The organism is Corynebacterium sp. HMSC056F09 (assembly GCF_001815785.1).
In the GTDB taxonomy this organism is placed as follows: Bacteria; Actinomycetota; Actinomycetes; order Mycobacteriales; family Mycobacteriaceae; genus Corynebacterium; species Corynebacterium hiratae.
Genome location: NZ_KV821931.1, coordinates 71,592 through 90,648, shown reverse-complemented (window position 1 = coordinate 90,648; position 19,057 = coordinate 71,592). Strand labels below are relative to the sequence as shown.

Genomic DNA, 19,057 nt, shown 5'->3' with positions numbered 1-19,057 from the left:
CAGGTGTCTACCAAACAGGGGTCAGGTCCGAGAGTCCACCATGCAGATCTTTCACCCGCGCCAACGCGGGCACAGAGTCAATATGACTTTCAATATGGAAACCATCAGACGATAACACCACACTCACCACTTTCTGTAAACATAAGGCCTAGACCCCACTATACACGTGTAAAACAATGCTAGGAACGGCCCTATTTTACAGGAAACATTCTGCCGCACACCGGCGTAACAATAGGGTGTACCCCAGGTGCCCCTACCAGCGCCCGCAGTTGAAGGCTTCACCTACCAAATGGTAAAGTTAGCTATATGCGAACCAGTCAGCGCTCCGAGATCCTGGAAGCTGCCCTCCGCGTCATGAACGCAGCGGAGGGTGGCGACATTACCCTTGACGCAGTGGCCCACGAGGCCGGGCTCACCAAACCGGGATTGCTATATCACTTCCGCAACCGCGACGTACTGCTCGCCGCGATCGTCGACCACGCTGCGGCCAACGTCGAGAACGACATGACTGCCACCCTTGGCAAGCCCCTCGAGAACGCCAACGCCACCGAGCGGCTCCTGAGCTACGTTCACGTCGCCGCCCACGGGGCCGCCAAGCGCGCCGAGTTCATCATCTGGGGCCAAGCGACGTATCGGCCCGAACTCACCGAACCGTGGACTACGCGGATGGGCCGCTGGCTCGAACTCCCGGACGATCTCGACGCCGCCACCCGAGCCAGGCTGACCACCGCCCGACTCGCCGCCGACGGACTCTGGGGCGCCCAGGCCACAGGTGTGTCCACCCTCCACGGCGCGGATCTCGAAGCCGTCGTCTCCAGCATTCGCTCCCTGATCGAAGGAACAACCCCATGAAGCAGTGGTTCCTGCTCGCTGGCGCCATCACTACCGAAGTGGCGGCGACGCTGTCTCTCAAGGCGGCGCTCAATCACCCATCCTGGTACATCGTGGTTGCTGCCGGATACATCGGCACTTTCGTCTTCCTCACCTTCTGCCTGCGCGAAGGAATGCAGATCGGCGTCGCCTATGGCATCTGGGGAGCCAGCGGGGTCGTGCTCGCCGCCGTGCTATCCGCCGCGATTTTCGGTGAACCTCTGACCGCTGTGATGGGTCTTGGAATGGTTGCGATCATCAGCGGTGTCCTCACCGTCGAACTCGGCTCCCAGAAAGCTCAGCAAACCGCAGCCCAGGAAGCAGGAGTCAACTCATGAGATGGATCTTCCTCGCAGGCGCCATCTTGTCCGAAGTCGTCGCGACCATGTCGCTACGAGCCTCCGACGGTGGCCGGGTGAAGAAATGGTTCATCGGCGTCATCGCGGGGTATCTCGTGGCGTTCGTCGCCTTAAGTCTCGCCTTGGCCGACGGCATGGCCCTTGGCGTCGCCTACGGCATCTGGGCAGCATCCGGCGTAGCTCTCACCGCGATCCTCGCCCGGGTCATCTTCCACGAACCCCTCACCCGAACCATGGCCCTCGGCATCCTCCTCATCGCCGTCGGAGTTCTCACCGTTGAACTCGGCGCCAACTTGGCGAACTGACGCATTTCCGCAGGTAAACCAGGCAGATTGGTGTGCTGCACCACGAGGCGCACAGACAAAGGCTCCCCAATGAGCGCCTGTGGGCCTAGCGTTGTGGATGTGATCACCTGTGTCGTCCACTACACCATCGACCCCGACCAGATCGCAGCCTTTGAACAGTTCGCCCGCGCTTGGATGCGGCATGTCGACGAACACGGCGGCACCCACCACGGGTACTACCTACCCGCGGAAGGTGTGAGTGACCGTGCGGAATCCCTGTTCAGCTTCCCCAGCCTGGCTGCCTACGAGCAGTACCGCACCTTGTTCGGCACCCACTCGGACTTCATCGCCGCTGACCGGATTCGAGACGAGTCCGAGTGCGTCCTGCGGTACGAGCGCACCTTCATGCGGCCGCTCCTACCCCAGGGACACTGAAAGGGACTCCGGCAGCACGCTCGGCACAACCCACAACGCCGCAGGTCAGCGCGTACAGATGGGTGTACTCTATATAACTAATATTACCTACGGAGATGGAATGATTGATTTTTTAGCGTGGAGTGGATCTGGGGCGGTCGTCGGGTCTTTTGCGACAATACTTTTCAATTACGTTAGAAACCGGAAAGTTGACAAGCAAAAGGAAAAATCTCTCGCCGATAGTAAGTTAGAGAAGAAGCGCATTCGGCAAATGGAGGCCGTTAGATCTGTCCTAGGGGAAACGCTAGAAGAAATGCAGCTTATAAGTAAGCCGCATGAAGTAGACAAGCTCGTATCTTCTGAAGAAGACTTTTCGGAAATTTCTAAGACGCTTGTGCAGAAATACCGTTTTCGAGTGAAGTCGGAGTTGGCAAAAGCGGATCCATTTGTATGTGATCCTTCAGTCAGGGAAAGCTTCGACAAGATTAAAGAAGCAGTATCTGATGAATGGTACGGTGATTTCCTTTTTGTTGTCGATTTCGCGACCGAGCGAAATGATGCCGAGGGGGTCATTCGTACATTTAGCGAGTATCTAGCAAAAGTAGCGGCAATTACAAACGAGGCACTTTCTAAGGCAGTGGAAGCATTGGACTCAGATGGACTTCCATTAACTGAGCTGGAAAGCGGCCCCGAGGTTGTCGAAAAGGTCAGACGGAAGCGCCGTTGACGGGACGGGCAAGGAACTACTCTTGCATTAATCGTCTTGTCGCTCTGTGTGGTTTCTTCATCTTTGTTATAGAGGTATGCCACATGTTTGCGTCCCCTGCGGGAAGTGCTGAACAATTCGGTAGTGGTTTCGCGGCACTTCTTGCCTTAGTCGGTTTCGCTGTGTTTCTGACTAGATCTTGTTGGATGCGGAGAGCTTCTAAATGTGGGTATCAAGTGACCGATAATCCGGACGATTATTCCCTAGAGAGAACCACGTTTTTTGCTTGGGTGCTTTTGGCTATCGTGCTGTTCATCGAAGCTTTGAAGTGTCCCAGGTTTTGTTCCGTTTGAGTAGATGGGAAAATCTGGAATATGCCAAGAAATTTGACCAGGATGCGAAGGATCGTGTGGTCCGTCTTGTAGAGGACCGCATCTTGGCGGAAAATATGTCGATGCAAGCCGCGTGCCAGGCAGTAGCCCCAAAGCTGGGGGTGTCATGGCACACAGCCCGTCAATGGACCCAACAGGCCCGCCGTGCGGGAAACATCCCAGAACCCGTGCCTGAAGATCTGGCCGCCGAAAACGCGAGGCTTCGCCGTGAAAATCAAGAGCTACGCGACACCAATGAACTTTTAAAGGCTGCCTCAGCTTTTTTCGCGTCGGAACTCGACCCAAAACGTCGGAAATGATCCGGTTCATCGATGAATACCGGAATCGTTTCTCTGTCGAGTTCATCTGTAAGACGTTGAAGAAAAACCGCGCTGGTGGGTTCATCACCTCGCGTGGGTATCGTCAGTCCAAGGCCCGTGGGGTAAGTGCTCGCGGCCTTCGTGATGCTGTGCTGGTTGAACGCATTAGTGCTATCCATCGGGATAATTACGGCATCTACGGTGTGCGGAAAATGTGGCATGCTCTTCATCGTGACGGAATCGATATCGGTCGTGAACAAACCGCGCGGCTGATGCGTCTAGCCGGTGTATCAGGCAAAGGCAAAGGCCGCTCGCCTATGACCACTCGCACACCTCAAAGGCCGGATTTGCGCCCGGACTTGGTGGAGCGAGAATTCAAAGCCGAAGGCCCGAACAAGCTGTGGGTGGCTGATATTACCTACGTGCGCACGAAGAAAGGCTTTGTGTATGCCGCGTTTGTCACCGATGTTTACTCCCGACGGATCGTTGGGTGGGCGTTATCAGATTCCATGCGCACCGAAGCGTTGCCGCTGCAAGCTCTCAACCAGGCGATCGCGTCTGCTGAGGAAACAACAGGTCTCATTCATCATTCGGATCACGGCTCGCAGTATGTCAGCGTTGTCTACAACGAGCGTCTTGCCCAGCACGGGATTGCCGCTTCCACCGGAACTGTTGGCGACTCCTATGACAATGCTCTGGCGGAAAACGTTAATGGTTCCTACAAAAACGAGCTGATCCATACTCGCAGGTGGGATGAGGTTGTCGAGGTGGAAATCGCGACGTTTGAGTGGGTGTCATGGTGGAACGAGACGAGGCTTCACCAAAGCTTGGGCTACCGCACGCCAGCTGAAGTGGAAACCGAATTTTGGGACCAGCACCCGCCGCAAGCAATAATAGAAATCAAGGCAAACGCCTAGGAACAAAACCCGGGGCACTTCACTTCGAGGACATCGAGGTTATTCGCCAACAGGTCCATGTAGGCTGCGCTGGAATCGGCGTAGAAGGCGAACTCGATGCCCTCGTTCTGTGCTGCACGGTCCCCCTTGTACTCCGGGTTCGGCTCGATGATCAGGTTCTGGTTGTGGTTCCATTCCTTGATCTTGTAAGGGCCGTTCGACACCGGGGATTCGCCAAAGCCCTGCGGGTCCTCCAGCGCGGCCGCCGGAACCGGGAAGTAAGCGTTGTAGCCTAAACGGCTCGGAAAGTCGCTTTCTGGCTGGGTGAGCTCGATGGTGAAGGTGCGTTCATCGATAACCTTGAGGCCCTCCATTTCCTTGACGCCTTCCCCGTAGCCCTTGATGGAGGAGAAGAAGCTCTCATTGAGCTGTTCGTTGGCCACCGCGTAATTCCACGTATCGACGAAGGAATCGGCCGTCACGGCTGAGCCATCAGAGAACTTCAGGTCAGGCTTGAGCGTGACCTTGTAGGTCTTGTCCCCTTCCTTGTCGATGGACTCCGCCATCTCGTTGTGCACGTTGCCGTCGGCGTCGTAGTACACCAATCCGGAAAACAGCATATCGACGATACGTCCGCCACCGTTCTCATTCGTCATCGCGGGAATGAGCCCCTGCTGCGGTTCGGTGCCCAGAACGCGAACATAGTTGGCACCGCCGGCGCTATCGGAGCTATCGCTTCCGCAGGCAGCAAGGGTAAAAGCAAGAGAGGCGGCGCCGACGACGCCGAGGAGCTTGCGCATGAGAGTCCTCCTGAAAGAGCAAAAACAAATTGTGCGTGATAACACTAGAAAGAATTTAGCATGTGGTACCTCACACCGCGGTGTAGTTCAAACACAAAAAGGCCCTCAGGAGAGGACTCAACTGAGCCATCCTGAGGGTCCAGCCCGCGACAGTCCGGGAAGGTCGCTCTCGGGCCCGGCACAACTTGGGCCCTTTTACTACGCCGTCTTTAGTACAACGCGCTGGCCAGCTTCGTGCGCGCGGCCAGCACGCGCGGGTCGCCGGAATCAAAGAGCCCGAAGAGCTCCAAGAGGCGGGTCTTGAGCTGCTCCTTGTCACCCCCGGCGGTACGCTTCATCGCCTCAATGAGGCGCTCGAAGGCGCGGTCGGGAGCACCGGCGACGACCTCCGCGTCGGCGGCGTCGAGCTGCTTTGCCACGTCTTCTGGGGCAGCATCCGCAGCGACGATGGGATCCTCGCTGCGGTTCGCTGGGTCCAAGCGCTTAAGCAGCAGCGTGGTATCACGAGCCTGCTTGATTTCCACGTTGTCTGGCTCAGCAGCCAGGATCTCCTCGTAGGTGGCGATGGCAGCGTCGAAATCGCCGCGGTTGAGCGCGTCCTCAGCAAGGCTCAGGCGCGGATCCGCGGCTTCTTCCTCGGGGTTCTCCCCCGCCACATCTTGGTCAGGCAAGCCCTTGAGCTGGGGGCCGAGCTTATCGACGATCGCCGCTACCCACTGCTCCAGGTTCTCGCGCGGCTGCCCGCCCTCAAAGTTGGTGACGGGCTGGCCGGCGGCGATGGCAACGGTGGTCGGCAGATTCTGTACGCCAAAGACCTGCGCCACCTGGGGCACGACATCGGCGTTGATATAGCCGACGATGAACTTCAGCCCACCTGCGGCCGCCATCTCCTCGAAGTCCTTCTTGAGCTGCTCGGAGGCCGGGGAGCGCGGCGAGCCAATCAAGGCGATGACGGGTACTTCCGCAGAGCGGCGCACCAAGTCATTCTCGAAGTTCTGCTCGGTGACCTCGAAGAAAGGGGCAATTCCTCCGCCGGAGCCGGCGGCTCCGGCATGTGCGGGTTGGGATTGTGCTTGCGCCCGCGCCTCCGCCTGCTGCTTGATGGCGCCTAGGTCGAGGGCTCCTCCTACGTACGGTCCGGTCACTTATTCTCCTCCAGGTAACGGTTAACGGAATCTACTTTTTGGGTTATCTGCCCGGTCACGCCTTCGCGGATATCGGCCTTAATCACCAGGCTCGTGCGCGGCGAGACAGCACGCACGGCATCGGTGGCCTCCTTGATGACTGCGAAGACTTCATCCCACTCACCCTCGATGATGGTGAACATGGCATTGGTCTCGTTTGGCAGGCCGGAGGCCCGGACGACGCGCACTGCTTCAGCAACGGCATCGGACATCTCAGCGCGTTCATCACCCACGACACTGGGGGCTACGGAAAAGGCAACAATCATGCCCGCTATCCTACCGCCGCTCCCAGCAGTGCCGGTGCCAGTGTCGGCGATCATCTGCGCGCCCACCGGTGTCCCGCGGCCACGCCACGATGTGCGCCACCCCGGGAGGGATGTTTTGGTTGCATCCCGGGCACACGTAGTATTTCTGGGCGGCGGCGCTACCGACGTGTCGCATGAGGAATGGCTCCCCATGGGTCCAGCGCGGTCCAGAAACGGTTTGTGAACCGAGGAACGAGCTTCCATCGCGCGGCAGGGAGCGCGGCTCCGCACGAATTCGGCGGTTGCGACGAGGCACTAGAACAACCGCAGTTCGTTGGACTCGATGCCGCGCAGCTCCTGGTAATCCAAGACGACGCAACGAATGCCGCGGTCCTCCGCCAAGGTCCGCGCCTGGGGCTTGATTTCCTGCGCGGCGAACACGCCGTGGACGGGTGCCAGCAAATCATCGCGGTTCAGCAATTCGAGGTAGCGCGTGAGCTGCTCGACACCATCGATACCGCCGCGGCGCTTGACCTCCACGGCGACGAACTCGTTCTTATCATTCTTGGCCATGATGTCCACCGGACCAATAGCCGTGGGATACTCGCGACGCACGAGCGAGTACTTCTCCCCCAACGTTTCGATGTGCTCGGCCAGAAGCTCCTGTAGGTGTGCCTCCACGCCATCTTTGACCAGGCCTGGGTCTTCCCCCAACTCCATGTCGATCTCTTGGTGGATCTGCGAGATGGTGATGCGCAACTGCTCACCTTTCGGGTTCTCCACCAGCCACAGCTTCTCCCCCGTGTCTTCGCCGTCGATATCCTCAATCGCCGACTCCTCAAAGGTGCACGGCGGCGTCATCCAGTTCAGAGGTTTGTAGGCGCGGTCATCCGCATGGATGGACACCGAACCATCGGCCTTGATGAGGATGAGACGGTCCGCCATGGGAAGGTGGGCGTCGAGGCGACCGACGTAATCTACGGAGCATTGGGCGATGACAACACGCATGCCCTCTACCCTATCGTTGGCCGCTACTTCTTAGGTAAACGGGTAGCCCGCTGGCGCATCTGGTGATAATCCAGCTTCTCCTGACGCTTCGACGGGGCGGATTCCACCCACGCGTTCAAGGCCATAATTCCCTGCGCATCGGAGGCAATCTCATAGTCCTGCCCATCGACGCTAATCTGGATGATTTGGTGGCCGGAGGGCATAAAAGAAGCCTCGTCATCGTCCATAGGGCGGATGCTACCCAGTTCGATGTCGAGGCGATTAAAGCGCTTGTTGGCGCGGGGCATGACGGAGCGAAGCTTAAAATACTTCATGAACTCACCGTCATAGCGCACGAGACCATGACGCCATGTATAAGAGTCCTTCGACGGGAGTCGGCGCAACAGAATGCTCGTGCCACGGGATCGCACGGTGAAAAAGCGCACCGCCGCCAGGATGAGGAAAACCAAGAGGACCAGTGCACACAGACCCAAAAGAATTGTTAGCCCCTGAAGCACCTGAGAATTCATGGGTTGATTGTACCGCCGTTGGAGCAGGCAATGCTAGTTCTTGGTGGTACCTCCTAGCCCGCAGGTACCCCTCCCATAGAACACGAAGGAACCCCACCCCCTCGTAGCGAGGGTGTGGGGTTCCTAGGTGAGAGTGGGAAGGGCGGTCATTGCTGCCCGTCGTTTCCCTCTCCGCTCATCCGTTAGCTGTTGAGGCGGCGGGCGGCGCGCAGTGCGGCGTCACCACGGGACCTCGTGAGCTCACGCTCAGACTTCAGGTCTTCCTGTGCCTGGGCTTCATCGACCTCGGAGGCCCAGATGGACCAGTCGGCGAGGACGGTGATCTTGTTGTCGGACACGGAGAGGAAGCCACCCTGGACAGCGGCGACGCGACGGTCGCCGTCGACTGGGTGGATGGTCACAACACCATTGTCGATCAACTGACCGACCATGGGCTCATGACCAGGAAGCACGCCGATCTCACCCTCGGTGGTCTCAGCCGTCACCATGGTGGCCTTGCCGGTCCACAGCAGGCGCTCGACGGAAACCAATTCGGCGGTGATGTCAGCCATGTGCCTCTCCCTACTTCTTCTCAGTCAGCTTCTTGTACGCAGCCTCGACGTCGTCCAAGCCACCCAGGCCGTTGAAGGCCTGCTCCGGGTAGTGGTCGAATTCGCCGTTGCAGATGCGCTCGAAAGCATCGATGGTATCGGCCAGCGGCACGTAGGAGCCCGGCAGGCCGGTGAACTTCTCTGCGACGAAGAAGTTCTGGCCCAGGAAGCGCTCGATACGGCGAGCACGCTGAACGGTAATCTTGTCTTCCTCAGACAGCTCATCCATACCAAGGATGGCGATGATGTCCTGAAGCTCCTTGTTCTTCTGCAGAATACCGATGACGCGCTGTGCAACCTCGTAGTGGCGCTCGCCCACGATGGACGGCTCCAGAATACGAGAGGTAGAGGTCAGCGGGTTCACTGCCGGGTAAATACCCTTCGAAGCAATACCACGGTCCAACTCGGTGGTGGCATCGAGGTGGGCGAAGGTGGTCGCCGGAGCCGGGTCGGTGTAGTCATCGGCCGGCACGTAGACGGCCTGCAGGGAGGTAATGGACTTACCCTTGGTGGAGGTAATACGCTCCTGCAGCACACCCATCTCATCAGCCAGAGTCGGCTGGTAACCCACGGCGGAAGGCATGCGGCCCAGCAGGGTCGACACCTCAGAACCGGCCTGGGTGAAACGGAAGATGTTGTCGATGAACAGCAGCACGTCCTGGTTCTGCACATCGCGGAAGTACTCCGCCATGGTCAGGCCGGACAGAGCCACGCGCATACGGACTCCTGGCGGCTCATCCATCTGGCCGAAGACAAGTGCGGTGTCCTGGAGAACGCCCATCTCTTCCATCTCGAGGAAGAGGTCGGTGCCCTCACGGGTGCGCTCGCCGACGCCGGCGAAGACGGAGGTACCGGAGAACTCGCGTGCGATACGAGTAATCATCTCCTGGATAAGAACGGTCTTACCCACACCTGCACCACCGAACAGGCCGATCTTGCCGCCCTTCACGTACGGGGTCAGCAGGTCGATGACCTTAATACCGGTCTCCAGAATCTCGGTCTTACCCTCGAGCTGGTCGAAAGCCGGCGGCTCGCGGTGGATGCCCCACTGCTCGCCATCGCGGCCCAGACCCGGCTGGTCAAGGCAGTCACCGAGGGCGTTGAAGACGTGGCCCTTGACCACATCGCCCACCGGGACGGAAATCGGCTTGCCGGTGTCGGTCACGGCGGCACCGCGGACGAGGCCGTCGGTCGGAGCCATGGACACGGCACGGACGAGGTTGTCACCGAGGTGCTGAGCGACCTCAAGGGTGACGGTCTTTGCAACAGCCTCGAGGGTCACCTCGACGGTCAGTGCGTTGTACAGTGCCGGCAGCCCGCCACGCGGAAACTCCACGTCGACGACCGGACCGATGACACGCACCACACGGCCGGCGGTAGCCGACGACTGTGTGTTCTGCTCTTGCAGAGCTGTAGTCATAATCTAGTCACTTTCTGCGCTTTCGGCGAGCGCCCCAGCGCCACCGACGATCTCTGTGATTTCTTGGGTAATCTGCGCCTGACGGGCCTGGTTGGCCACGCGCGAGAGGTCCTTGACCAGCTCGGTAGCGTTGTCGGTTGCAGACTTCATTGCGGTACGGCGTGCGGCGGACTCGGAGGCCGAGGACTCCAAGAACATCGCAAATAGGAGGCGAGACACGTACTGCGGAAGCAGCGCTTCCATCAGGGTGTCCGCATCCGGCTCGAAGTCGTAATCAGGGGTGATCTGATTGTTCGGCTCGGCGTCGGAAAGCGCGGACTCACCCAGGTTGTAGTCCTCTTCCTCGATAACCGGTACCACCGGCAGCAGCTGCTGCACACGCGCGGTCTGGGTCAGCATGGACTCGAACTCGGTGTACACGACGTGTACCTGGTCGAAACCGCGAACGGTCTCGCCCTCCACGTTAATGCCCTCGCGGGTCTTGGCCTGGCCGTTCGAACCGGCGACGAAGCCGTCGATAATGTGGCGGCGCACATCGTGCGTCTTTTCCCAGGTCGGATCCTGCGAGAATCCAGTCCAGCTGCCTGCGACCTCGTCCTCACGGAACTTGTAGAAGCCAACGCCCTTGTTGCCGGTCACGTAGCGGACGGTCTCGAAACCCTCGCTCTTGAGCAGGGCTTCCAGCTCGGCCGCCTTCTTGAAGATGTTGTTGTTGTAGCCACCGCACATACCGCGGTCCGAAGAGACCACGAGAATAGCGGCAACCTTCGCATCTTCGCGTTCCCGGAGCATCGGGTGATCCAAGGACGTGTGCGCCGCCAGCTTGTTAAGCACGTTGGACAGTTCACGTGCATAAGGCTGCGCCGCTTCTACCCTGGCCTGAGCCTTGGTAATGCGCGAGGTAGCAATGAGCTCCTGTGCCTTGGTGATCTTCTTGGTGGAATTGACGGACCGGATACGGTCACGCAGTTCACGAAGATTAGCCATGGTGTTCGCTCCTCCCTTCTTTTTCTAGACGGTTAATTCTTAGAGCGTGCGAAACTCTATTTGGCCGTCTTGCGGGAGACGTTGAGCTCGGTCTTATTCACATCATCCGCGGCGAGCGGGTCAACCGGCGCCTCGGTACCAAGGTTGTTGCCCTCGGTCGTGCGGAAGGACGGAGTGAAGTCCTTTGCTGCTGCAACAAGTGCATCCTTGGACTCGTCGGTCAGAGCGGTACCGCCCTGGATCTGCTCGAACACCTGCGGGGTTGCAGAGTTGAGGTGGTCGTGCAGCTCCTTCTCGAAGCGGCGTACGTCCTCGACGGGAACGACGTCGAAGATGCCCTGGTCTGCGAGGAAGATGGACACCATCTGGTACTCGACAGGCTGCGGGGAGGACTCGGACTGCTTGAGCAGCTCGACGAGGCGCTCACCGCGCTCCAGCTGAGCCTTGGAAGCCGGATCCAGGTCGGATGCGAAGGCCGCGAAGGCCTGCAGGTCACGGTAGGCAGCCAGCTCGAGACGGAGGTTACCGGCAACCTTCTTCATACCCTTGGTCTGTGCGGCACCACCAACACGGGAGACGGACACACCGACGTTAATTGCCGGACGGACGCCCTGGTTGAACAGGTCGGACTCCAGGAAGACCTGGCCGTCGGTAATAGAAATAACGTTGGTCGGAATGAAGGCGGAGACGTCGTTCGCCTTGGTCTCAATGATCGGCAGTGCGGTCATGGAACCTGCACCCATGTCGTCAGAGAGCTTTGCAGCACGCTCCAGCAGACGGGAGTGGAGGTAGAAGACGTCGCCCGGGTAAGCCTCGCGGCCCGGCGGACGGCGCAGCAGAAGGGAAATCGCACGGTAGGCCTCAGCCTGCTTGGTCAGATCATCGTAAATGATCAGGACGTGGTTGCCCTGGTACATCCAGTGCTGACCCAGAGCTGCACCGGAGAACGGTGCCAGCCACTTGAAGCCGGCGGCGTCGGATGCCGGAGCAGCCACGATGGTGGTGTACTCCAGAGCGCCGTGCTGCTCCAGGGTGTGGCGCACACCAGCAATGGTGGAGCCCTTCTGGCCGATGGCGACGTAGATGCAGCGGACCTGCTTGTTCTTGTCGCCAGACTCCCAGTTAGCCTTCTGGTTCAGGATGGTGTCGATACAGACGGCGGTCTTACCCGTCTTACGGTCACCAATGATCAGCTGACGCTGACCACGACCAATCGGGGTCATCGCGTCAATAGCCTTGATGCCGGTCTGCATCGGCTCTTCCACCGGCTGACGCTGCAGCACGGACGGTGCCTGCAGCTCGAGGACGCGGTCCTCTTCAGCGGTGATCGGGCCCATGCCGTCAATCGGCTGGCCCAGGGGGTTGATAACGCGGCCGAGGAATTCCTCGCCCACAGGGATGGAGAGAACCTCGCCGGTCCTCTTGACCTCGTCGCCTTCTTTAAGCGACTCGAAGTTGCCCAAGACCACGACACCGATGGAGTTGGTGTCAAGGTTCTGTGCGACGCCAATTACGCCGCCGGGGAACTCGAGCAGCTCATTCGCCATGACGGACGGCAGGCCCGAAACCTGCGCAATACCGTCAGCTGCCGAAATGACCACGCCGACCTCCTCACGGGAGGCCTCCGCGGAGTAGCTCGAGGTGTAGTTCGCAATCGCGCTACGGATCTCGTCGGAGGAGATCGTCAGCTCCGCCATGTTCTTCCTGCTCTCGGTAGTATCTTCCAGCAATTACTTAATCGTTTCTGTCGTTTCGGCTTATGCCATCTGCGCGCGAAGGCGAGCAATCTTGCCTGCCGTCGAACCATCGATGACTTCGTCGCCGACGCGGATGGTCATACCACCGAGGAGGCTGGTGTCAACCTCAGAGTGGATGGACATCGCACGACCATAAATTTTGCCCAGCTTTTCAGCGAGTGCTGCCCGCTGGCTATCGTTCAGCTCACCCGCCGAGGTCACGCGCGCGATGGTACGGCCCTGCAGCTTGGCTGCAGTGTCCGCCAATCCGGCGAGATCATCAATCGGGTTCTGCTCCGGGCGGCCAATGGCCTGCAGCGCAAGCGCTTCAGTAACCATCGTGACCTTGCCGTAGAGCACGCTTGCCAGCAGCCCAACCTTGCGGTCGGACGTCGCAGTACGGTCTGAAAGCAGCTGGGTCAGTTCGCCTTCGCGGTCAAGCACGCGCGACAGGGAGAAGAGTTCGTCTTCCACCTGGCCCAGCTTGCCCTCAAACTCAGCGCCGCGCAGCAGTGCGCGACGGCCAAGGATGATAAGGCCGCGGGCGATATCACGCGGGGTCGACCACTGTGCGGCGGCTGCCTCCTGGAGCACCTGCAGTGCTACCGGGGAAACCTTGCCGCCGAAAAGGGTCTGGACCAGGGACTTGCGCTCCTCAGAGGTGGAGGCGTCGTCGGTCAGCGCGACGCGCAGCTCGCGGTCGCCGTCGAGGACGCGGACCACCTCAAAGAGGTCCTGGCCTGCCTGGGTAGCAGTCGCCACCGAGCGGTCACCGGAGAGGAACTCATCCAGCTTGGACTCAACGGTAGCGAGTGCTTCGCGGCTAGCTGCCTTCATCGTTGCCTACTTTCCGGCCGGTGCCACAGTGTCGAGCTCGGACAGGAAGTTATCAATGGTGGAGGACTGCTTGGTGGCGTCCGAAAGTTCGCCGCCGAGCAGCTTCTCTGCCAGGTTGATGGAGTTCTGTCCGATGTCGGAACGCAGCTCAGACACGACCTGTGCGCGGGAAGCTTCAAGCTGCTTCTCGCCAGCGGTCAGAATGCGACGAGACTCTTCTTCTGCAGCTTCCTTAGCCTCTGCCTCGATCAGCTTGCCGCGCTCGCGCGCCTGCTCACGAATCTCCGCAGCCTCTGCTCGCGCGTCAGCGAGCTGAGCATTGTACTTTTCCAGAGCGGCCTTTGCTTCGGCCTGCTGAGCCTCCGCACGCTTAAGGCCACCTTCGATCCGGTCTTCACGCTCCTGCAGCATCTTGTTGTATGCCGGAAGAACGAGCTTCCAGAACACAATCAGGATGATGGTGAACGGAATGATCGACCAGACCAAGTCGTACATCTTGGGCAGAAGGATAGAGTTGCCCGACTCGAGGGGCAGGGTTTCACTTCCTTCTGCTGCAAGGTAGTAAATGACGTTGTTCATGGGGCTCCGTTCTTAAAGTTCGATTTACTTTGTGTAAAGCGCTCTTTAGAACAGGAAGCCTGCAACGAGGCCAATCAGGGCGAGGGCCTCAACGAAGGCGATACCCAGGAACATGGTGGTACGCAGCTGGCCAGCCATCTCCGGCTGACGTGCCATGCCCTCGACGGTCTTGCCGACGAGGATACCGATGCCCAGACCCGGGCCGATGGTTGCGATGCCGTAGCCGATGGCGCCGAGGCCCTTGAGGGTGGACTCGTCAGCAGCCTGAGCAAGAATGATTTCGTTCATGATGAAAGTCGTTCCCTTTCAAAGTTTTCCCACGGATTCTTCCGCGGGGGATGTGGTGGTTTTGGGGTATTTAGTTAACCGCGAGGTTCGCGTTGTTGTTAGTGCGAATCTGCATGCAGCGACAGTTCGATGTATACCGCCGTCAGCAGGGCGAAAATGTATGCCTGCAGGAAGATGACGATAATTTCGTACAGCGTGAACAGAACCGCTGCGACCAGAGTGAGGCCACTCAGTGCAGTCCAACCGTTGAACTGGAAGAAGAAGAAGTTCGTTGCCGAGTACAACAGGACCAAAATGAGGTGGCCAGCCAGGAAGTTCGCCATCAGACGAAGAGCCAGCGTGACTGGGCGCATGACAAACGTAGAGAAAGCCTCAATCGGTACGACAAGCACGTGCAGCAACGGCGGCAGGTTAGGAATAACCACCGAGGACTTGATGAACTTGCCGAAGCCAAAGCGCTTGGCGCCGGCGTAAATCATGGCGATGTACGCGACGACAGCCAGCACGATTGGCATACCAATACGAGCGTTCGGAGAGATGTTTAGAGCTGGAACAATAGTTGCTACGTTCCAGAACAAAACACCGAAGAAGATCGTGGCCAGGATCGGAAGGAATCGACGTCCTTCCTTGCGGCCCAAGATGTCTTCTGCGATGTGAATTCGTACGAAGTCAATCGCATGCTCCGCTACGTTTTGCAATCCTTTAGGAACCAGCTTCGGGTTCCTGAAGGCGACAACAAAAAGGAGCACCAGGATGGCCGCCATGAACAGACGAACCAGCATGATGCGATCCAAAGCGAACCAACCGTTGGCGAAATCGGCGAAAAGAAGATCGACGACTTCACCATCATCGGTTACGTGCCCCGGGAAAAATTCTGGATCCAGTTCGGGTGCGTGAAACTCACCCTTCATGGCCAATGTCGTAACGCTCAGCGTTCTCTCCCGTGTTCGGGCCACACAGCTTGTCGAAGGCTATGTGGTGCGATGGACGTCTCAAGCTCTTTGCCCTGTCTACGGACTCCGTCGCACATCAGCGTAAACAGGGCAAGGATAAACCGTACTTTTTCGGGATAGCATGGCGCTAACCCGCGGTAACCCGAAGAGAATGCTATCAGTTCGCCCTCAAGTTTTCGCACGTGGGGGCCCCGTTGCGGCCCTAAAGGCACAGCCTAGTGCCAGTGGGCGCTATAAAACGCCCACATTCTGCCGAAACCCTGCCAAGTGTATTTGGTCACACACCCGTGTTTTCCCACCTTGACGGGGGTAACGGGCGCTGTCGCCGTGGCCACTTAACTACACAAAAAGCCACCCTCCCGGGGTCACCGGAAGCAGTGGCTTACTCTAAAAGGTCGAGACTGGCTAAGACACGTAGGTCACGTTGGATGTAATCACACCCCAGACCTCAGTGCCGAGTGTTACCGCCAGCGCCAGCAGCACGGTGACGAACAGCGCCATCGTGTCGTAGAACTCAAGATCCTTAATCAGCAACAGCACCATAATCAGGATGACCACCTTGAGCAGCCAGCCGCCGAGCACCACCGCCATCGTGGTCGACGGCGTGGTGCGCGCAGTAAGAAGAACTGAGGCCGCGGTAAAGAGCACGAAGCCGCCGCCGATGGCCGCGCCGACGAGTACGCCCCAGATTCCGGGCAACCCGCGGACACCGCCCCAGATAGCCAGGGACGCGATGGTCACGACGACAAGGCCGATGGCCCCGAGGCGGAGCGCACGCTTGAGGGGGCGCCGATGATCGTCGTACGGCGAAAGCTCTTCGGAGGTCGTTGAATCAGTCACAGCCCCATACCCTACCTCAGGAGGGATCCGTTTCCAGCACCACGCTGGTGGGACGCGGCTGGCGCCCAAGCTTGCCCTGGCGCAGCGGAATCAGGGTCACGCCAAAGGCCACAACGAGCGCGACAAGCGCTAGTACGACGGCCACGGGCGCGGGGACGATGGAAAAAGAGACCGCCCCGAAGGCCACCGCAGAGACCCACAGGTACAGCACCAACACGGTGCGGCGGTGGGTGTGCCCCAGCGAGAGCAGCCGGTGGTGGATGTGGGCCTTGTCCGCGGCAAAGGGCGAACGCCCCTGAGATACGCGGCGAATAACAGCCCAGACAAGGTCGAGGACTGGAATAAAGACCGCAGCAACAACAACGATAACGGGTGACATCAGCGCCACGATGTCCACGGTTCCATAGAGCGACATGTTGATCTTGCCCGACGCGGAGGTGGATGCAGCCGCCAGCAGCAAGCCAATGAGCATCGCTCCGCTGTCCCCCATGAAGATGCGAGAGGGCTCGAAGTTATGCGGGAGGAACCCGGCACACACGCCCACGAGCGCCGCCGCGATAATCGCCGGCGGATAGGCGGAGACCGCCCCACCCTGGTCGTGCAGCACGGTCAGCGAGAAAACCAGGATGGCACCACCTGCAATCATGCCCAGCCCGGCAGCCAGCCCATCGAGCCCGTCCACGAAGTTGATGGCGTTGATGAGCAGGACCGTAAAGAACGTAGTCAAGAGTGTTCCCTGGACCTGGTCGAGGATGACCGTGGTTCCATCACCAAAGGGCAAGAAGAGAAGAGTCCACGTCAGACCGAGACCGCTCATGATGGCCGCCGCCACCAATTGCCCGATCAGCTTGACCAGAGCACTCAGTTCCAGCAGGTCATCCACCACGCCGACGATGACAATGGCCGCGGCTGACCACAGCACAGCGTTCATCTCCGGCGTGACCGGCATAAACCCGCGAGTCAAGGCTGGAAGCTGGCCCGCGAGATAGACAGCAGCCGCAAACCCCGTAAACATGGCAACGCCACCCAACTGCGGGGTGGGTTGCGAGTGACTATCACGCAGACGAATCTCCGCCACCTGGCCGCTGCGCACCAAGACGCTGCGCACCAGTCCGGTGGTGATGTAGGTAAACGCCGCCGCGACGAAAATGATCAACGCCAGTTCGCGCAGCGGCACTCCGGTTCCAGCCACTGATGTCTCCTTAAGAGGATTGGCTACCCGGCCGGGTGCGCAAGGACTTTGCAGACACTCCGATGACCTCGCCAATCTGCTCGGCGCTCAGCGCGCCTTCGCGCAAGAGGTAGGGGCGCGGACCGGACAAGTCGATGATGGTAGACGGCTTGCCCACCTCGGCTTCTCCCCCATCCAGGTAGACCGTGACGGCCTTGCCCAGCTGCTGCTTGGCGGCAATCGCGGTGGTCGGCGGGGTTTGTCCGGAAATGTTCGCGGAGGAGACCGCCATGGGGCCGACCTCGCGGAGGAGCTCAATAGCAATGGGGTGCAGGGGCATACGCAGCATCACCGTGCCACGGGTATCGCCCAAGTTCCAAGGCAGCGAAGGCGCTTGCGGCACCACGATGGACAGCCCACCCGGCCAGAAGGCCTCGATGAGGGTCTGCGCGGTGTCATCCAACGAAGCGACAAGCCCCTTGACAGTGTCCCAGGAGCCGACGAGCACCGGCACCGGCATGTCCGGGCCGCGGTGCTTGGTGGCCAAAAGGCTGGCCACGGCATCGTTATCGAAAGCATCGCAGCCCAGCCCGTAGAGCGTGTCGGTGGGCATCACGACGAGTCGGCCTGACTTGGCTGCTTTGACGGCAAGTGCCATGCCTTCCTCGCGCTCAGCAGCGTCCGCACAGTTATAAATCTGTCCCTGCATTGGTCTCTCCTTTAATCCCGTTCTTGTCGGCTTGTCGACCAATCTTCGACCAATCTACTGTACTCCCCGCTTCGCTGTGACAAATCGTGCGGTGCCAGTGAGGTCTTTGAGCACCTCGATATCGCTGAAGCCGCCGTGCGCGCGCAGGGCTTCCTGCACTTGTTGGGAGGTCTCGTCGTCGTGCTCAATGCCCACACGCCCGCCGGGGCGCAGCAGCGCGGCGATGGTCGGAATCATCGCGTTGATGGTCTCCATGCCGTCTGCTCCCCCAAACACCGCATCGTGCGGATCCTGGTAGACCTCTGGGTCCAGGTCCGGGGTCTCCGGAACGTAGGGCGGGTTGGTGAGCACGAGGTCAACGGTGCCGTGCAGCTCCGACAAGAGCTGGGCGTCGGTGACGTCGCCCTGCACCACGTTCACAGAACCCGCCCGGCCGCGCACAGCGGTTGCGGCATTGCGCCGGGTGTAGGCCAGGGCGGCGTCGGCAAGCTCCACTGCCCACACCTGGGCCTGCGGCACATAGTGGGCGACGTACAGCGCCAGCGCCCCGGATCCGGCGCACAGATCCACGACGCGGGGAGATTGCGAGTTAAGTTTCGTCGTCCCCAACGAGTTAAATTTCGTCATCTTCCCCGAGTTAAATTTCGTAAGAAATTTAACTCCCCAGTCGGCGAGCACCTCCGTCTCCGGGCGCGGGATGAACACGCCGGGGCCCACCTCGAGTTCGAGGGCGCCGAACCACGCCACGCCCAGGATGTGCTGGAGGGGCTCGCGCGCTTCACGACGCCCCACCAACGCCCCATATGCCACGTCAAAGCCGGGCATCGGAGCCTCGTTAAGCGGGATGTCCATGTGGCCGCAGTGGATGAGGTGGGCAGCCAGCAGGCGCGCGTCCCACTCGGATGAAGGTACCCCGGCAGCGCGAAGGCGCTCCGTGGCATCACGAAGCGCCTCCCGATAGGTGTGAAAAGTCACCGAATT

Annotated in this window: 24 protein-coding genes and 1 pseudogene; 7 read left to right on the top strand and 18 right to left on the bottom strand. The window is 59.7% G+C overall.

Going from position 1 to position 19,057, the window contains the following annotated elements; translation table 11 throughout:
* Nucleotides 1-306: 306 nt before the first annotated feature.
* From HMPREF3056_RS07090 to HMPREF3056_RS07060, 7 genes are all read left to right on the top strand, one after another.
* Complete coding sequence (locus HMPREF3056_RS07090; protein ID WP_034666346.1) at nt 307-852, top strand: TetR/AcrR family transcriptional regulator; 546 nt, start codon at nt 307-309, stop codon at nt 850-852.
* Nucleotides 849-1,208, top strand: coding sequence for a DMT family transporter (locus tag HMPREF3056_RS07085; protein WP_048733039.1), 360 nt, complete (start codon nt 849-851; stop codon nt 1,206-1,208). The genes HMPREF3056_RS07090 and HMPREF3056_RS07085 overlap by 4 nt, the downstream gene beginning before the upstream one ends.
* A complete protein-coding gene (locus HMPREF3056_RS07080) occupies nt 1,205-1,534 on the top strand; it encodes a DMT family transporter (RefSeq protein ID WP_003849969.1) in 330 nt (109 codons plus the stop codon). Before HMPREF3056_RS07085 ends, HMPREF3056_RS07080 begins: the two co-directional genes overlap by 4 nt.
* Before the next feature lie 99 nt (nt 1,535-1,633).
* The gene (locus tag HMPREF3056_RS07075; RefSeq protein ID WP_174232238.1) at nt 1,634-1,948 is read left to right on the top strand and encodes an NIPSNAP family protein; all 315 of its coding nucleotides are present in this window, start codon (nt 1,634-1,636) and stop codon (nt 1,946-1,948) included.
* A gap of 100 nt (nt 1,949-2,048) precedes the next feature.
* A complete protein-coding gene (locus tag HMPREF3056_RS07070) occupies nt 2,049-2,654 on the top strand; it encodes a hypothetical protein (protein ID WP_070754416.1) in 606 nt (201 codons plus the stop codon).
* 328 nt (nt 2,655-2,982) lie between these two features.
* The gene (locus HMPREF3056_RS07065) at nt 2,983-3,324 is read left to right on the top strand and encodes a transposase (protein ID WP_141759851.1); all 342 of its coding nucleotides are present in this window, start codon (nt 2,983-2,985) and stop codon (nt 3,322-3,324) included.
* Complete coding sequence (locus tag HMPREF3056_RS07060; RefSeq protein WP_011117481.1) at nt 3,321-4,241, top strand: IS3 family transposase; 921 nt, start codon at nt 3,321-3,323, stop codon at nt 4,239-4,241. Before HMPREF3056_RS07065 ends, HMPREF3056_RS07060 begins: the two co-directional genes overlap by 4 nt.
* Before the next feature lie 23 nt (nt 4,242-4,264).
* Here the strand turns inward: HMPREF3056_RS07060 and HMPREF3056_RS07055 are convergent.
* The 18 genes and pseudogenes from HMPREF3056_RS07055 to prmC form a co-directional block, all read right to left on the bottom strand.
* Nucleotides 4,265-5,020, bottom strand: a pseudogene (locus HMPREF3056_RS07055) (ABC transporter substrate-binding protein); the annotation flags it as partial.
* A 209-nt stretch (nt 5,021-5,229) separates the two neighbouring features.
* Nucleotides 5,230-6,165 (bottom strand): tetratricopeptide repeat protein, encoded by a 936-nt coding sequence (locus HMPREF3056_RS07050; RefSeq protein ID WP_070645969.1) that lies wholly within the window; start codon nt 6,163-6,165, stop codon nt 5,230-5,232.
* Complete coding sequence (locus HMPREF3056_RS07045; RefSeq protein WP_070754415.1) at nt 6,162-6,470, bottom strand: thiamine-binding protein; 309 nt, start codon at nt 6,468-6,470, stop codon at nt 6,162-6,164. Before HMPREF3056_RS07045 ends, HMPREF3056_RS07050 begins: the two co-directional genes overlap by 4 nt.
* Before the next feature lie 10 nt (nt 6,471-6,480).
* A complete protein-coding gene (locus tag HMPREF3056_RS13740) occupies nt 6,481-6,765 on the bottom strand; it encodes a hypothetical protein (protein ID WP_083317788.1) in 285 nt (94 codons plus the stop codon).
* Entirely contained in the window at nt 6,765-7,457 is a 693-nt protein-coding gene (nucS, locus tag HMPREF3056_RS07040; protein WP_070754414.1) for an endonuclease NucS, read from the bottom strand. Before nucS ends, HMPREF3056_RS13740 begins: the two co-directional genes overlap by 1 nt.
* 23 nt (nt 7,458-7,480) lie before the next feature.
* Nucleotides 7,481-7,966, bottom strand: coding sequence for a DUF2550 domain-containing protein (locus HMPREF3056_RS07035; RefSeq protein ID WP_070528738.1), 486 nt, complete (start codon nt 7,964-7,966; stop codon nt 7,481-7,483).
* 182 nt (nt 7,967-8,148) lie between these two features.
* Entirely contained in the window at nt 8,149-8,517 is a 369-nt protein-coding gene (locus HMPREF3056_RS07030; protein ID WP_070754413.1) for a F0F1 ATP synthase subunit epsilon, read from the bottom strand.
* A 10-nt stretch (nt 8,518-8,527) separates the two neighbouring features.
* A complete protein-coding gene (atpD, locus tag HMPREF3056_RS07025; RefSeq protein ID WP_010187062.1) occupies nt 8,528-9,976 on the bottom strand; it encodes a F0F1 ATP synthase subunit beta in 1,449 nt (482 codons plus the stop codon).
* Between the two features lie 3 nt (nt 9,977-9,979).
* Nucleotides 9,980-10,963 (bottom strand): F0F1 ATP synthase subunit gamma, encoded by a 984-nt coding sequence (locus HMPREF3056_RS07020; protein ID WP_070511577.1) that lies wholly within the window; start codon nt 10,961-10,963, stop codon nt 9,980-9,982.
* 56 nt (nt 10,964-11,019) lie between these two features.
* Nucleotides 11,020-12,660: a F0F1 ATP synthase subunit alpha gene (gene atpA / locus HMPREF3056_RS07015; RefSeq protein WP_010187069.1), complete on the bottom strand. Its 1,641-nt coding sequence runs from the start codon at nt 12,658-12,660 to the stop codon at nt 11,020-11,022.
* Nucleotides 12,661-12,720: 60 nt separating this feature from the next.
* On the bottom strand, nt 12,721-13,536 hold the full coding sequence (locus HMPREF3056_RS07010; RefSeq protein WP_010187070.1) for a F0F1 ATP synthase subunit delta: 816 nt from the start codon (nt 13,534-13,536) through the stop codon (nt 12,721-12,723).
* Between the two features lie 6 nt (nt 13,537-13,542).
* Nucleotides 13,543-14,115: a F0F1 ATP synthase subunit B gene (locus HMPREF3056_RS07005; RefSeq protein ID WP_010187072.1), complete on the bottom strand. Its 573-nt coding sequence runs from the start codon at nt 14,113-14,115 to the stop codon at nt 13,543-13,545.
* Between the two features lie 45 nt (nt 14,116-14,160).
* Nucleotides 14,161-14,403: an ATP synthase F0 subunit C gene (locus HMPREF3056_RS07000; protein ID WP_010187073.1), complete on the bottom strand. Its 243-nt coding sequence runs from the start codon at nt 14,401-14,403 to the stop codon at nt 14,161-14,163.
* A 98-nt stretch (nt 14,404-14,501) separates the two neighbouring features.
* The gene (gene atpB, locus HMPREF3056_RS06995; RefSeq protein ID WP_049155068.1) at nt 14,502-15,314 is read right to left on the bottom strand and encodes a F0F1 ATP synthase subunit A; all 813 of its coding nucleotides are present in this window, start codon (nt 15,312-15,314) and stop codon (nt 14,502-14,504) included.
* A 447-nt stretch (nt 15,315-15,761) separates the two neighbouring features.
* Nucleotides 15,762-16,196 (bottom strand): Cg1360 family ATP-synthase-associated protein, encoded by a 435-nt coding sequence (locus HMPREF3056_RS06990; protein WP_049155069.1) that lies wholly within the window; start codon nt 16,194-16,196, stop codon nt 15,762-15,764.
* 16 nt (nt 16,197-16,212) lie between these two features.
* Nucleotides 16,213-17,388 carry an MraY family glycosyltransferase gene (locus tag HMPREF3056_RS06985; RefSeq protein ID WP_049155071.1) on the bottom strand — a complete coding sequence of 392 codons (1,176 nt, stop codon included), beginning with the start codon at nt 17,386-17,388 and terminating at the stop codon, nt 16,213-16,215.
* A 10-nt stretch (nt 17,389-17,398) separates the two neighbouring features.
* A complete protein-coding gene (locus HMPREF3056_RS06980) occupies nt 17,399-18,076 on the bottom strand; it encodes an L-threonylcarbamoyladenylate synthase (RefSeq protein WP_049155072.1) in 678 nt (225 codons plus the stop codon).
* A gap of 54 nt (nt 18,077-18,130) precedes the next feature.
* A complete protein-coding gene (gene prmC / locus HMPREF3056_RS06975; RefSeq protein ID WP_070754412.1) occupies nt 18,131-19,051 on the bottom strand; it encodes a peptide chain release factor N(5)-glutamine methyltransferase in 921 nt (306 codons plus the stop codon).
* Between the last annotated feature and the right edge of the window lie 6 nt (nt 19,052-19,057).

Excerpts from the sequence above, each read along its gene's own strand:
- HMPREF3056_RS07090 (WP_034666346.1), top strand. The coding sequence starts at position 307 with ATGCGAACCAGTCAGCGCTCCGAGATCCTGGAAGCTGCCCTCCGCGTC.
- HMPREF3056_RS07085 (WP_048733039.1), top strand. The coding sequence starts at position 849 with ATGAAGCAGTGGTTCCTGCTCGCTGGCGCCATCACTACCGAAGTGGCG.
- HMPREF3056_RS07080 (WP_003849969.1), top strand. The coding sequence starts at position 1,205 with ATGAGATGGATCTTCCTCGCAGGCGCCATCTTGTCCGAAGTCGTCGCG.
- HMPREF3056_RS07070 (WP_070754416.1), top strand. The coding sequence starts at position 2,049 with ATGATTGATTTTTTAGCGTGGAGTGGATCTGGGGCGGTCGTCGGGTCT.
- HMPREF3056_RS07060 (WP_011117481.1), top strand. The coding sequence starts at position 3,321 with ATGATCCGGTTCATCGATGAATACCGGAATCGTTTCTCTGTCGAGTTC.
- HMPREF3056_RS07045 (WP_070754415.1), bottom strand. The coding sequence starts at position 6,470 with ATGATTGTTGCCTTTTCCGTAGCCCCCAGTGTCGTGGGTGATGAACGC.
- nucS (WP_070754414.1), bottom strand. The coding sequence starts at position 7,457 with ATGCGTGTTGTCATCGCCCAATGCTCCGTAGATTACGTCGGTCGCCTC.
- HMPREF3056_RS07035 (WP_070528738.1), bottom strand. The coding sequence starts at position 7,966 with ATGAATTCTCAGGTGCTTCAGGGGCTAACAATTCTTTTGGGTCTGTGT.
- HMPREF3056_RS07030 (WP_070754413.1), bottom strand. The coding sequence starts at position 8,517 with ATGGCTGACATCACCGCCGAATTGGTTTCCGTCGAGCGCCTGCTGTGG.
- atpD (WP_010187062.1), bottom strand. The coding sequence starts at position 9,976 with ATGACTACAGCTCTGCAAGAGCAGAACACACAGTCGTCGGCTACCGCC.
- HMPREF3056_RS07020 (WP_070511577.1), bottom strand. The coding sequence starts at position 10,963 with ATGGCTAATCTTCGTGAACTGCGTGACCGTATCCGGTCCGTCAATTCC.
- atpA (WP_010187069.1), bottom strand. The coding sequence starts at position 12,660 with ATGGCGGAGCTGACGATCTCCTCCGACGAGATCCGTAGCGCGATTGCG.
- HMPREF3056_RS07010 (WP_010187070.1), bottom strand. The coding sequence starts at position 13,536 with ATGAAGGCAGCTAGCCGCGAAGCACTCGCTACCGTTGAGTCCAAGCTG.
- HMPREF3056_RS07005 (WP_010187072.1), bottom strand. The coding sequence starts at position 14,115 with ATGAACAACGTCATTTACTACCTTGCAGCAGAAGGAAGTGAAACCCTG.
- HMPREF3056_RS07000 (WP_010187073.1), bottom strand. The coding sequence starts at position 14,403 with ATGAACGAAATCATTCTTGCTCAGGCTGCTGACGAGTCCACCCTCAAG.
- atpB (WP_049155068.1), bottom strand. The coding sequence starts at position 15,314 with ATGAAGGGTGAGTTTCACGCACCCGAACTGGATCCAGAATTTTTCCCG.
- HMPREF3056_RS06980 (WP_049155072.1), bottom strand. The coding sequence starts at position 18,076 with ATGCAGGGACAGATTTATAACTGTGCGGACGCTGCTGAGCGCGAGGAA.